Raw genomic sequence first — 13,173 nt, 5'->3', positions numbered from 1 at the left:
GCTGCCAACCCCTTTGGTCATACCGCTTTGAATCACCGGTATGTCTACCTGGCATGCATTATGCGACGCAACCCCGAGAACTCACGCTTGACAGCTCAAAGCGGTAAGACCAATATTGCGGCCGTCCCTCAGTGTGGAAAGGACGAGCACGTGAGCGAAAAAGTGGACCCACCCGCCTCGGGTGGTGCGGCCCCGGCCGGGCTGGAGCAGTTCAAGGCCTATCAAGGCATCGACGAGTCGACCATGACCGAGGCCGAGGCGAAGTTCGAACGCCGCAGGCAGACCTCCGGTCTGGTGCTCGGTCCGCTGGTCGCGCTCCTGCTGCTGGTGCTGCCGCTCGACCTGCCGTGGAACCAGCAGGCACTCGCCGCGGTATTCGCCTTCACCGTCATCTTCTGGCTCACCGAGGCCATGCCGATCCCGGCGACGTCGCTGCTCAGCGTCGCGCTCATGGTCGTGCTCGGAGTCAACGGCGCTGACGACGTGCTCAGTTCCTTCGGCAACACCATCGTCCTGCTCTACCTGGGCGCGTTCTTCCTCTCGCAAGGACTGCTCAAGCACGGGCTGGCCGAACGCGCCGCCTACGTCGTGCTGGCCTCGCGCTGGGTCGGCAACTCCGTGATCAGGGTGATCGTCGCCGTCGGTGTTGTGACGGCCGTGTTCTCGGCGTTCGTCAGCAACACCGTGACCGTCGCGATGCTGCTGCCGACCGTGCTGGGGATCATCGTCGCCATCGCCAAGCAGGCGGGCGCGCAGGACCCGACCCGGCTGCGGATCGCCACCTGTCTGCTGTTGATGCTGGCCTTCAGCGCGAGCATCGGTGGCGTGCTGACCCCGGTCGGCGCGCCGCACCAGCTCATCGGCCGCGACCTGCTGGAGTCGGCGAGCGGACAGCAGATCAGCTTCTTCAACTGGTCGGCCATCGCCTTCACCTTCGCCATCCCGCTCTTCGCCGCGCTCCTGCTGCTGCTCGTCAAGCTCAACAAGCCCGAGGTGAGCAAGCTCGATGGCCTCGCCGCCTCGATGGCGGCCAAGCGCGACTCCCGCGGCCCGCTCACGCGCGGCGAGTGGAACACGCTCATCGTGTTCTCGCTGGTGGTCGTGGGCTGGCTGCTGCCCGGCATCTCCGCGCTCGTGTTCGGCTCCGACTCCGCCGTCTACGAGACGCTGGCCGACACCCTCGACGAGGGCATCGTCGCCGTGCTCGGCGCCTGCCTGCTGTTCCTGCTGCCCACCGAGCGGCGCACCCGCACCTTCACGATCACCTGGCAGGACGCGGTCAAGACCGACTGGGGCACGCTGCTGTTCATCATCTGTGGCGCGGCGCTCGGCGCGCAGCTCACCGACACCGGCCTGGCCGAGCGGGTCGGCGGTGCGCTGGGTTCGGCCTTCGGCGGTGCCAACGTCGTGGTGCTCACCTTCGCCGCCGTGCTGCTGGCGATCCTCATCTCCGAGATCGGCAGCAACCTCGCCGCCGTCGGCATCGTGGTGCCGATCGTCATCCCGATCGCCATCGCCGCCGGGGTCGATCCGATGCTGCCCGGCCTCGCCGCGACGTTCGGCTCGTCGTTCGGCTTCATGATGCCGATCTCGACTCCGCAGAACGCGCTCGTCTACGCCACCGGTGCGGTGCCGATCACGAAGATGGTGCGCAGCGGCATCGTCTTCGACGTGCTCGCCGCCGTGTTCGTGACCGTGGGCGTGCTCGTGATGGGCAGCGTTCTGGGCCTGACATGAGTGACGCGGGCATAGACTCGTCCCAGCCGAACGGACGCCACGAGGAGGCAGCGCTGTCAGCACCATCCCCCAGCCGGAGAACGGACCCCGACGCGCGCCGCTCCGACGACGTGGTGCGCAACCTGCTGCGGCGCATCCGCGAGGGCTCGCTGCGGACCGGTGACAAGCTGCCCAACGAGCGGGACCTCGCGACCGAGTTCGGGGTGTCCCGGCCGGTCATCCGCGAGGCGATCAGCCACCTGACGGGGCGAGGCGTCGTCTCGCCCCGCGGGGGCAGCGGGTCCACCGTCACGGCCGTGGCGCCCGAACGGGCGCAGGAGGCACTGGTGCTGTACCTGCGCGACAACCGCCTCGACTACCGCTCGATCCACGAGGTGCGTGAGCTCATCGAGTCCCATGCGGCGGGGGTCGCGGCGGTGCGGGCGAGCCCGGCCGACGTCGAGGCGCTGCAGCAGTCGATGCGCACCCTGCGCGAGTCTCCGGGGCACCTGGCGGCGGCCGCCGACGCCGACGTCGCGTTCCACTCGATCATCACGCGGATCACCGGCAACGAGGTGATCGAGCTGATCCTGTCGTCGCTGCACACCAGTCTGGTCACCGTGCGCAGGCACAACCTGGCGCTGCCCTCGGCGTACAAGGAGGCCGTGCGCTCGCACCAGGCGATCCTCGACGCCATCGTGGAGGGCGACGAGACCGGAGCGAGAGTGGCGATGAGCGCGCACCTGTCGGCTGTTTTCCAGTACTGGCAGGAGACCAACCAGCCGGAAGTGCCCTAGGTTCAGTCCCGCCCCAGTTCCGTGCAGACGCAGGCCTTGTTGCCGTCCGGGTCGGCCAGCACGACGAAGGCCGGAGCGTGGCCGTCGTCGACGACGCGGCCGCCCGCCGCTATCGCCGCGGTGATCCGCTCCTCGGCGAGCTCCGGTGGCACGGTCACATCGAGGTGGAAGCGCTGCCGGTCCGGTGCGGTCGAACCGGTGGTCTGGAACCACAACGGCGGCAGCTCGCGCGCCGGGTCGGCGACCTGACCGGCCGTCTCGTCGCCGCCGAGCACGGCCGCCCAGAACGGCAGCACCGCCTCGCGTTCCGGCGTGTCCAGAGCCAGCTCCAGCACCTGCACCCGGTCCGGGACCGGCGTGAGCCCGTGTTCCAGTGCGAGCGCGCTGATCCGCTCGGCCAGCCGGACCTCGCGTTCGGTGACCCCGCCGGTGTCGTGGTCGCGCAGCACGAACTGAACCTGCCCCGCGCGCAGATCGACGTCGGGATGCGAGTCGTCGGCGTCGCACAGGCGCCCCACCACGGCGACGAACTCGGCTCCCGCTCCGAACGAACCGGCCTCGAACCGCGCTCGCAGCATCCCCAGCAACCACCGCCAGTCCGCCAGCTCGACCTGTTCGACGCCGAGAGCCGGGTTCGGTTGTGTCATGTCCCGACCCTAGATGCGGTCAGCGGCGCCGGCGCGTCAGTCCGCCGTGCCCGGCGGCGGCCGCAGCTCGTCCAGCGTCGGGCGCAGCAGCACCCGGCCGTCCGGCGCGAGCACCACGGGCTCGGCGGAGCCGGGAGCCACCTCCTCGCGCAGCCGCCGTGCCGCCGGATCGTCGACGGGGTCGAGCCACTCGTGCGGGATGTCGCCCTCGGCCAGCACCTCGTGCAGCTCGCGGCTCTCCTGGGTGCGGCGGTCGCCGATCACGCGGAACGTTGTGGCCCTGCCGATGAGCACCGCCCTGCGCAGCAGGAACGACCGCAGGATCGTGTCGGCGAGGCCGGTGTCCCTGTTGAGCGCCGTCCGCAGCCGGTCGAGCGGCACGACGAGCACCGCCCCGGGGTCGCGCACGACGATCGAGCGCACCGGCCGCTGCCCGGACAGCAGGTTGAGTCCGCCGATGAACCGGCCCTGGCCGTGGATCGCGCTGATCCTCGGCGCGCCGTGCTCACCCGGCTCCAGCACCGACACGGTGCCCTCGAGCACCACGATGAAGTCGGAGTCGGTCGACCCTCCGCGCTGGAGCACCTGGCCAGCGGTGGTGCGCCTGCGCCGCCCGACCCGGCGCAGCACGGCCAGCTGCGTGGCGTCGAGCCGAGGGAACGCGCCCGCCCCGTCGGGGGTCTCCTCGCCACCGGGATCGTCGAGCGCGGGCAGGGCCACCGGCGGAGACAGCGTCACCGGCGTGGCGCCGTTGGTCTCCACGACGCGCGGCGGCTCTTGCGCGGGCGCCCCGGGCAGTGCGGCGCGCAGCGCGGCCGCCAGCTCCTCGGTCTCGGTCGCGCCGGTGTGACGCACACCGTTGATGAAGAACGTCGGAGTGCCGTGCACGCCGCTGGCGTCGGCGCCGGAGACGTCGTCGCGCACCCGTGCCCCGTGCACGCCGCTGCCCAGCTCCCGGGTAAACCGTTCGAGGTCGAGCCCGAGCGCGGCCGCGTGGTCCACGAGATCGCCCGGTTCCAGCTGGTCCTGGTGCGCGAAGAGCCGGTCGTGCATGGCCCAGAACGCGCCCTGCGCGCCCGCCGCCTCACACGCCTCGGCCGCGAGGTCGCCCCTCGGGTGGATCTCGGTCAGCGGCAGGTGCCGGAACACGTAGCGCAGGTCGTCGCCGAAGCGCTCCCGCAGCTCCTCGACCACGCCGGTGGCGTAACCGCAGAACGGGCACTCGAACCCGGCGTACTCGACCAGGGTCAACGGCGCGTCCTCGGGGCCGCGGATGTGGTCGGTCTCCGGGTCGACGGGCTGGGCCAGGCGCGTGTGCTCGGGATGGCGCTGGGCGTTGCGGGCACCGGCCACCCGCAGCAGCGCGACCCCGAGCGCGGTCGCGACCACCGACGCGGCGAGCACCCCGACCGTGGCCTCCTCCCGCAGCGCCGGGTCGGGGAAGGCGAGGTCGGCCACGAACAGCGACACCGTGAAGCCGATGCCGCACAGCGCGGCACCGCCCCAGATCGTGGACAGGTCGAGCCCGGGCGGCAGCGCGCCGAGCCGCGACTTCACCACCGCGCTCGCCGCGATGCCGACGCCGAAGAGCTTGCCGAGCACCAGCGCGACGAACACGCCGAGCGTGATGGGGGAGGACAGCGCCCTGCCGAGGAGGTCACCGTCGAGCCGCACCCCGGCGTTGGCGAGCGCGAAGACCGGGACGACGAAGAAAGCGCTCCACGGCGACAGCAGCGTGCCGATGCGCTCGTTGGGCGACACCGCCCGCTCGACCGAGAGCTTCGCGGCGCGGGCCAGCGACGCCTGCGGCGACTGCCGGAACGCCCTCGCCAGCGCACCGGCCTGCTCGACCTCGGTGCGCCGCGGTGGGTAGGCCGACACGAGCAGGCCCAGCACCACGCCGCCGATCGTCGCGTGCACCCCGGAGCTGTACATCGCCAGCCACATCACCACGCCGACGGCGAAGTACGCGGGCCCGCGCCAGACCTTCAACCTGGCCAGCGCGATGAACGCGAACACGCACAGCACCGCGATGCCGAGCGCGCCGAGGTCGATGTCGTCGGAGTAGAACAGCGCGATCGCCGACAGCGCGCCGATGTCGTCCACCACCGACAACGACAGCAGGAACACCCGAAGCTGGGCCGGCACGCGGTTGCCGAGCAGGGCCAGCGCGCCGAGCACGAACGCCGTGTCGGTGGCCATCGCGACACCCCAGCCCGCCGCGCCCGGGCCGTCGCTGTTGATCGCGAGATAGACCAGCGCGGGCACGACCAGCCCCGCGACCGCGGCGGCGGTGGGCACGACGAGCCGGTCGCGATGGGTCAGCTCTCCCATCGACAGCTCGCGCCTGACCTCCATGCCGATGAGAAAGAAGAAGAACACCATCAGGCCGTCGTTGACCCAGTGGCGCAGGTCCTGCGACACCTCCGCGCTGCCGAAGCTCACCGAGAACTCGGTGTGCCACAGCTGTTCGTAACTGCCGCCGAACGGGGAATTGGCCCACACCAGGGCGAGCACGGTGGCGGCCACCAGCAGGGCAGCGCCCGCGGTCTCGCCGGTGACGGCTTGCGACATGCGCTCCGAGAGCCGGGTGAGCACGGTTTGGCGCTCGGCTGGCGCGGTGCGGGTCGTCACGGACGGGATCCTCTCGTCGGAGGGGTGCCTCTTCCGGCGCGCCGCTGCGCGAGGCGTTCGACCCGTAAGCCTAGCCAGCCTTCCCGGTGCCGTCCTCCGGACACACGACGGCGCCGGCTCCCGTCCGTGAGGGACAGGGGCCGGCGCCGCCTTCTCGTGCGCTACCGGTTGCCCGCGAGTGCCTTCTCGTCGTCGCGTGCGGTGTCGTTCTTCTCGGTGAGCGCGGTGCCCTCGACGTCGAGCACCGGCAGCCAGCGCAGCCAGCCCGGCAGCCACCACGCGCGGTCGCCGAGCAGGGCCAGTGCGGCCGGCACGAGCACCATCCTGACCACGAACGCGTCCACGAGGATGCCGACCGCCAGCGCGAAGGCGATGGACTTGATCGTCGCGTCACCCGACGGGACGAAGCCCGCGAACACCGAGAACATGATCAGCGCCGCGGCCACGACCACCGGGGCGGCCTGCCGGAAGCCCATGGTCACGGCGTCCTTGGGTGAGCGGCCGTGGTGATAGGCCTCGTGCATCCGGGAGACCAGGAAGACCTGGTAGTCCATCGCGAGCCCGAACAGGATGCCGATCACGATGATCGGGGTGAGGCTGATCAGTGGCCCGGTGGAGTCGAGGTTCACCGCGTCGGCCAGCCAGCCCCACTGGAACACCGCGACCGTGGAGCCGAGCGAGGCGCCGATGGTCAGCAGGAACCCGAGGACGCCGATCAGCGGCACGAGCAGTGACCGGAACACCAGCACCAGCAGGACCAGCGCCAGTCCCACGACCACGGCGAGATACACCGGCAGCGCCTCGTCCACGGTGCGGGACACGTCCACGCTCACCGCGGTGGAGCCGGTGACGTAGGTGTTCACGCCGTCCACATCGGACAACTGGTCACGCAGGTCGTTGACGAGCTGCTCGGTCTCGGCCGTGGCGGGGCCGGACTTGGGGATGACGTTGAGCAGCGCCGCGGTGTTGTCCGCGTTCGGCATGGCGGGCGCCACCAGCGCGACGTCGCCGAGGTCGGCGATGGCGCCGGAGGCCTGCGTGGCCTGCTGCGCGGCGTTGTCGCCCTCGAACAGCACCACGAGGGGACCGTTGACGCCGTCGCCGAAGCCGTCGGCGAGCAGCTGCTCGGCCTTGGCCTGCGTCGAGCCCTCCGGGGCGGTCGGCACGAGCGTGGTCTGCATGGAGGCCACCGGGATCGCGACGGCGCCCAGCGCGAGCACCGACACCAGCAGCGACACCACGCGGTGCTTGGTCACGCCGTTGATCCAGCCGCGGTAGAAACCGCGCTCGGCGACCTCGTTCTGCTCGGCCGCGGCCGCGCGCTGCTTGCGGGGCAGTGCGCGCTGGCCGAGGAAACTGAGCACCGCGGGCACGAGCGTGATCGCGATCAGCACGGCGACGACGATGGTCGCGGCGGCCGCGATACCCATCTGCGTGAGGAACGGGATGCCCGCGACGGCGAGGCCCGCCAGCGCGATGACCACCGTGATGCCCGCCGTGACCACGGCCGAACCGGCGGTGCCCACCGCCGTGCCGATGGCGGCGCCGACGTCGGCACCCTGCCGCAGTTCCTGGCGATACCGGTTGATGATGAACAGGGCGTAGTCGATACCGACCGCGAGGCCCAGCATCGTCGCGAGGATCGGCGTCGTCGAGTTGAGCTCGGTGAAGCCGGTGACGATCGTGATGCCGAGGACACCGATGCCCACGCCGACGGCGGCGGTCAACAGGTTCATCCCAGCGGTGATCAGTGTTCCGTACGTCAGCGCGAGCACCAGCAGCGCGATGACCACGCCGATGATCTCGGCGGCGCCGCCGATCTCGGGAGCCTGCTGCGAGATGTCGCCGCCGACCTCGACCGTCAGCCCTCCGGTGCGGGCGTCGTCCGCGGCGGCCGTCAGCGCGTCCCGCTCCTCCGCCGAGACCTCACCGGGGCCGGCGTCGTAGGTCACCGTGCTGTAGGCGGTGGTCTGCTCCGGGTTGACGGCGGGAGCGTTCGGGTCCAGCGGATCGGTCGCCGACGTCACGCCGGGCAACGTGTTCAGCTCGGCCACGAGCTCGCCGATCTGCGCCGCGTTCTCCGGCGTCGTCAGCGTCTGCCCCTCGGGCGCCTGCACCACCACGCGGGCGGAAGCGCCACCGCCGGAGCCGAACTCCTGCTGGATCTTCTCCATCGCCGTGGTCGATTCCTGACCGGGGATGGAGAAGGAGTCGGAGGTGTTGCCTGCCAGCGTCACGGCGCCGAGTGCCGATCCGGCGAGCACCACCAGCCACAACAGAACGACCACCAGCCTGCGCCGGTGGGCGCCCATGCCGAGTCGGTACAACAGCTTTGCCATGCGAATCAGGCCTCCACCTGAGCGTGGTCGGTTGACGGGAGGCCCGGACTACGGTGGCCGAGCGTGTCGAGACAGGTCGAGATGATGTGCCGCCGCCACGTGGTCTTGTCCCCCAGGTGGTTGGCGACCAGGATGAGCACGACCAGGGCGCCGAGCATTCCCGCCACCCTGGCCACTCGTTCGGGGTCATCCGATTCCGGATCGACCCCGAAGACCTCGAAGGCGAACGCGCCGGTCGCGTCGGCGGGGTCCTCCTCCTCGCTGCCGAGCGTGGTGATCGACCGCGACGCCAGCGCCACCAGACCGGGGCGCTCCAGCGCGAAGTCGATCAGCAGCTCCACGGCGAGCCGGTCGCGCTCCGGCCCGACCGGCAGCCGCAGCGCCGGGTCGAAGAGCGCCTCGCCCTGCACCTTTCCCATGTTGAGCGCGGCGTCGTAGAGCGCTTCCTTGCTGGGGAAGTGGTGCAGCAGTCCGGCCTTGGAGAGCCCGACGGCATCGGCGAGAGCCTGCAGCGAGGTGTGGGCGAAGCCCCGCTGAGCGAAGAGCGCCGCGGCGCGGTCGAGGATCCGCTCGTCCGCGTCCTGCCGGAAGGTGCGTGCCATGTTTCCGACCTTACGCGCGGTACCGACCAGTACGGTAGGTATACCGACCGAAATGGTCGGTGGTCTCGATCACCCTGATCGATGGGAAATGTAAATCTTTCTGTTTGCATGTAAACTCCGGCCATGGTCGGAGTGAACGAGAAGACCGCGACGCGCACCAGGGTCGCCGACGCGGTCTACGAACGGTTGCGCGAGATGATCTTCACCGGCGAGCTCGCTCCCGGTGCGCGCCTGAGTGTGCCTGCGCTCGCCGAGTCGCTCGAGGTCAGCCGTAGCCCCGTGCGCGACGCGGTGCTCCGGCTCGTGCAGGAGCGGCTGGCCCGCGAGGAGCCGCGTCGCGGCGCCGTCGTCGCACGCGTCGGCACCGCCGAACTGGCCTCCATCTACGAGATCCGTGAGGTGCTCGAAGGGCTGGCCGCGCGGCTGGCCGTCGAGAACGCGGGCCGCAAGCTGGTGCGCGCGCTGAAGGAAGCGCTCGACGAGCACGAGGCCGCGATGCGCACCGCCGATCTGGCCGCGAGTACCGAGGCCGACCTCCGGTTCCACCGCCTCATCCGCGAGGCCGCCGCGAACCCGGAGCTCGTGCGGCTGCTCGACGACGTGCAGACCCAGGTGCGGCTGGCCATGCGCACCACCACCGTGACCGCGGGCCCACGGCAGGCGATCGACGACCACCGCGCGATCCTCACCGCGATCGAGTCCGGCGACGCCACGGCGGCCGAGCAGGCCGCCCGCGCCCACATCTTCCGCCTGCGCACCGTGCTGCTGCAGCAGACCGAGGCCGGCGAGTGAGCCGGATCGTCGGGGCCCGCCTCCGCGTGCTGCGGGCGCCCGTCGGCGACGGGATCGCGATGTCGTTCTCTCCGCTGCGCGACCGCTCGATCGTGCTCGTGGAGGTGACGACCGACGACGGTCTCACCGGCCGCGGCGAGAGCTGGATCAACTACCCGCCGTGGGCGGCCCACGAGCGCATCGCGACACTGCGCGACGGCGTGTTCCCGCTGTTGCTGGGCCAGGACGCGACGCGGATCTCCGCGCTGCACAAGCAACTGTGCTCGCGGCTCGACCCGCTGGGCAGGCAGTGGGGCGCGCCGGGGCCGATCCGGCAGGCCATCAGCGGCGCCGACCTGGCGCTGTGGGACCTCGCCGGGCAGCGGGCGGGCACGGCGGTGAGCGCGCTGGCCGGTGGCCGCGTCCGCGACCGGCTGCCGGTCTACGCCAGCAGCCTCGGCCCGAGCGACGTCGCCGCGAAGGCGCGCGAGTGCGTCGCGGACGGGCACACGGCGGTGAAGGTCAAGCTCGGCTTCGGCCGCGCGGCCGATGAGCGCAACCTGGCCGAGGCACGCGAGGCGATCGGCGAGGACGTGGCGCTCTACGCCGACGCCAACCAGGCGTGGGACGTCGCTGAGGCCGTCGCCATGGCGCCGCTGCTCGCGGACGCCGGTGTCGAGTGGATCGAGGAGCCGCTGCGGGGCAACCCGCTCGCCGGGCTGGAGGAGCTGCACCGCCGCACCGGGCTGCCGATCGCGACGGGGGAGAACCTCTACGGCGTCGCCGAGTTCCGGGACTTCGCCGCCTCGCCCGCGATCGCGATCCTGCAGCCGGACCTCGCCAAGACCGGTGGGCTCACCGAGGGGCTGGCGATCTGCCAGCTCGCCGGCGCTCACGGCAAGTCCGTGCTGCCACACCTCTACGGCGGCGCGGTGGCCTTCGCGGCGACGCTGCAGCTGGCGGCGATGTCCGACCCGGTCGCCGGGCTCGAGTACGACGTCAGGGACAACCCGCTGCGCGATCCGCTGCTGGTCGGTCCACCCGTGCCGGACAAGGGCCTCATCGACCTGCCGGAGGCACCCGGGCTGGGCGCCCGACTCGACGAGACGGCGGTCGCCGCGGTGACCGACACCGAGGTCTCGACCGGCGACTGACGTCTCCCGCGGATCTTCGCGGGAGACAACTGTACCCAGATATTGCATGTAACTTTGTAAAAATCTATGCTGCGGATCTACTTTGCATGTAGAACTGCCTCACTGTGGAGCGACGATGCATCCAGACAACGACGTGTCCCCCCGGCGGAGCGCCGCGTGGTTCGGCCTCGACGGCAAGCTCGGCTTCGTCCACCGGTCGAAGATGTACAACCAGGGGTACTCGGCGTCGATGTTCGACGGGCGGCCCGTGATCGGGATCTGCAACAGCTGGTCGGACCTGGCACCCTGCAACGCCCACCTGCGCCAGGTCGCCGAGGCGGTCAAGCGCGGCGTGCTGATGGCAGGCGGCGTTCCGCTCGAGTTCCCGACGATCTCGCTCGGCGAGACGCTGATGCGGCCCTCCGCGATGCTGTTCCGCAACCTCATGTCCATGGACGTCGAGGAGACGTTGCGGGCCAACCCGCTCGACGGCGTGGTGCTGCTCGGCGGCTGCGACAAGACGGTGCCCGCCCAGCTGATGGGTGCGCTCAGCGCCGACCTGCCCGCGGTGATGGTCACCGGCGGACCGATGCTCAACGGCAAGTTCCGCGGCTGTGACGCCGGTTCCGGCACGCACGTGTGGCAGTTCAGTGAAGAGGTCCGTGCGGGCCGGATGAGCAAGGAGGACTTCTCCACCGCGGAGGCGTGCCTGTCCCGCAGCGCGGGGCACTGCACCACGATGGGCACGGCCTCGACCATGGCGTGCCTGACCGAGGCGCTGGGCCTGTCGCTGCCCGGCAGCGCCGCGATCCCGGCGGTGGACGCGCAGCGGTACCGCATCGCCGAGCACGCGGGCGGCCGGGTCGTGGAGATGGTGGAGGAGGGACTGACCCCGTCGTCCATTCTGGACCGGAGGTCGTTCGAGAACGCGATCCGCGTGAACGCGGCCATCGGCGGCTCCACCAACGCCGTGGTGCACCTGCTCGCGATCGCGGGCCGCGCGGAGGTGGACCTGGCGCTCGACGACTTCGACACGCTCGCCGAACAGGTCCCGCTGCTCGTGGACCTGCTGCCCTCCGGCCGGTTCCTCATGGAGGAGTTCGCCTACGCGGGCGGCGTGCCCGCGGTGATCAAGGAGCTGGGCGACCTGCTGCACACCGACGCCGCCACCGTCACCGGACGCAGCCTCGGCGACAACTGCGCCGACGCGCGGAATTGGGGACCCGAGGTGATCCGCGGCCGCGCCGAACCGCTGCGCGAGGCCGGGAGCCACACCGCCGTGCTGCGCGGCAACCTCGCGCCCGACGGCGCCGTGATCAAGGTGTCGGCCGCGTCCGAGGACCTGGTGCACCACACCGGCACGGCGCTGGTCTTCGACACGATCGAGGAGTACCACGACCAGGCCGACTCGCCCGACCTCCCGGTCGACGCCTCGACCGTGCTCGTGGTGCGCAACGCCGGGCCCTCCGGCTACCCGGGCATGCCCGAGATCGGCAACCTGGCGATCCCGAAGAAGCTGCTCGACGCGGGCGTGCGGGACATGGTCCGCATCACCGACGGCCGCATGAGCGGCACCTCCTACGGCACGGTCGTGCTCCACGTCGCGCCCGAGGCGGCGGCCGGCGGCCCGCTCGCGCTGCTGCGCACCGGCGACGCCGTGACGCTCGACGTGCCGGGGCGGCGCATCGACATGGACGTGCCGGAGGACGAGCTGCGCCGCCGGGCCGCCGAGCTCGCCCCCACTGAGAACACCGGCTCCGGCTACGCGTGGCTGTACCGCAAGCACGTGCGCCAGGCCGACACCGGCGCCGACTTCGACTTCCTCACGGGCAGGCGCGGACACGCCGTGCCCCGCAGGCACCTCTGACACACCCGACGCGAGAGAGGAACACGATGGCCAACGACGTCCTGAGCCGGGTGCTGGAGCACCGCGCGATGGTGATCTACCGCGGTCAGTCGAAGCAGCAGTGTCTGGAGCTCACCGAGCTGCTGTACGCGCAGGGCATCCGCCTGTTCGAGGTGACGCTCAACGCGGGCGAGCCGTTCGCCGCGATCTCGGCGCTGCACGAGAAGTACGGCGGCGACCTGCCGATCGGGGCGGGCACCGTGATGACCCGCGACGACGTCTCCCGCGCCGCCGACGCCGGCGCGCGCTTCGTCGTCTGCCCGCACGTGGACGAGGCCGTGATCGAGCGGGCGAAGGAACTCGACCTCGGCGTGATCCCCGGCGCATTCACCGCCACCGAGGTCGTCCGCGCCACCCGGCTCGGCGCCGACCTGGTCAAGGTGTTCCCGATTGCGCCCGTCGGAGCGGACTACGTGCGCCAGCTCAAGGGCCCGCTGCCCGACGTGCCGATGCTCGCCACGGGCGGAGTCGGCCCGGACCTCGCGCGCGAGTGCCTCGACGCGGGCTGTGCGGGCGTGGGCGTCGGCGTCCAGCTGCTCGGCGACCCGGCCGACACCGCCGCGCTGACGGAGCAGGCACGCCGTCTCGTGGCCGCGACCCGCTAGCGCAACTCCGCCGCGGCGGACAC

Annotated in this window: 10 protein-coding genes; 6 read left to right on the top strand and 4 right to left on the bottom strand. The window is 71.3% G+C overall.

Features of this window, described 5'->3' with window-relative positions:
• The first annotated feature begins 150 nt into the window (after positions 1-150).
• On the top strand, positions 151-1,737 hold the full coding sequence (locus JHE00_RS04635) for an SLC13 family permease (protein WP_307831814.1): 1,587 nt from the start codon (positions 151-153) through the stop codon (positions 1,735-1,737).
• Complete coding sequence (locus tag JHE00_RS04630; protein ID WP_200315046.1) at positions 1,734-2,513, top strand: FadR/GntR family transcriptional regulator; 780 nt, start codon at positions 1,734-1,736, stop codon at positions 2,511-2,513. The genes JHE00_RS04635 and JHE00_RS04630 overlap by 4 nt, the downstream gene beginning before the upstream one ends.
• A 2-nt stretch (positions 2,514-2,515) precedes the next feature.
• On the opposite strand, the gene JHE00_RS04625 is transcribed toward JHE00_RS04630, so the two are convergent.
• The 4 genes from JHE00_RS04625 to JHE00_RS04610 all read right to left on the bottom strand — a co-directional run bounded on the left by JHE00_RS04625 (position 2,516) and on the right by JHE00_RS04610 (position 8,735).
• Entirely contained in the window at positions 2,516-3,160 is a 645-nt protein-coding gene (locus JHE00_RS04625) for a 4a-hydroxytetrahydrobiopterin dehydratase (protein WP_200315044.1), read from the bottom strand.
• Between the two features lie 36 nt (positions 3,161-3,196).
• Entirely contained in the window at positions 3,197-5,794 is a 2,598-nt protein-coding gene (nhaA, locus tag JHE00_RS04620) for a Na+/H+ antiporter NhaA (RefSeq protein ID WP_200315042.1), read from the bottom strand.
• Between the two features lie 161 nt (positions 5,795-5,955).
• Positions 5,956-8,133, bottom strand: coding sequence for an MMPL family transporter (locus tag JHE00_RS04615; RefSeq protein ID WP_200315040.1), 2,178 nt, complete (start codon positions 8,131-8,133; stop codon positions 5,956-5,958).
• Positions 8,134-8,138: 5 nt separating this feature from the next.
• Positions 8,139-8,735 (bottom strand): TetR/AcrR family transcriptional regulator, encoded by a 597-nt coding sequence (locus JHE00_RS04610; protein ID WP_200315038.1) that lies wholly within the window; start codon positions 8,733-8,735, stop codon positions 8,139-8,141.
• A gap of 123 nt (positions 8,736-8,858) precedes the next feature.
• Here JHE00_RS04610 and JHE00_RS04605 point away from each other — a divergent pair, with 123 nt between their 5' ends.
• From JHE00_RS04605 to JHE00_RS04590, 4 genes are all read left to right on the top strand, one after another.
• Complete coding sequence (locus tag JHE00_RS04605) at positions 8,859-9,527, top strand: GntR family transcriptional regulator (RefSeq protein WP_200315036.1); 669 nt, start codon at positions 8,859-8,861, stop codon at positions 9,525-9,527.
• Complete coding sequence (locus JHE00_RS04600) at positions 9,524-10,660, top strand: mandelate racemase/muconate lactonizing enzyme family protein (RefSeq protein WP_200315034.1); 1,137 nt, start codon at positions 9,524-9,526, stop codon at positions 10,658-10,660. Before JHE00_RS04605 ends, JHE00_RS04600 begins: the two co-directional genes overlap by 4 nt.
• Before the next feature lie 115 nt (positions 10,661-10,775).
• Positions 10,776-12,506 carry an IlvD/Edd family dehydratase gene (locus tag JHE00_RS04595; RefSeq protein WP_200315032.1) on the top strand — a complete coding sequence of 577 codons (1,731 nt, stop codon included), beginning with the start codon at positions 10,776-10,778 and terminating at the stop codon, positions 12,504-12,506.
• A gap of 26 nt (positions 12,507-12,532) precedes the next feature.
• Complete coding sequence (locus JHE00_RS04590) at positions 12,533-13,150, top strand: bifunctional 4-hydroxy-2-oxoglutarate aldolase/2-dehydro-3-deoxy-phosphogluconate aldolase (RefSeq protein WP_200315030.1); 618 nt, start codon at positions 12,533-12,535, stop codon at positions 13,148-13,150.
• Positions 13,151-13,173: the final 23 nt, after the last annotated feature.

This window comes from Prauserella cavernicola, from assembly GCF_016595675.1.
In the GTDB taxonomy this organism is placed as follows: domain Bacteria; phylum Actinomycetota; class Actinomycetes; order Mycobacteriales; family Pseudonocardiaceae; genus Prauserella_A; species Prauserella_A cavernicola.
This window is presented reverse-complemented; position numbering and strand designations above follow the sequence as displayed.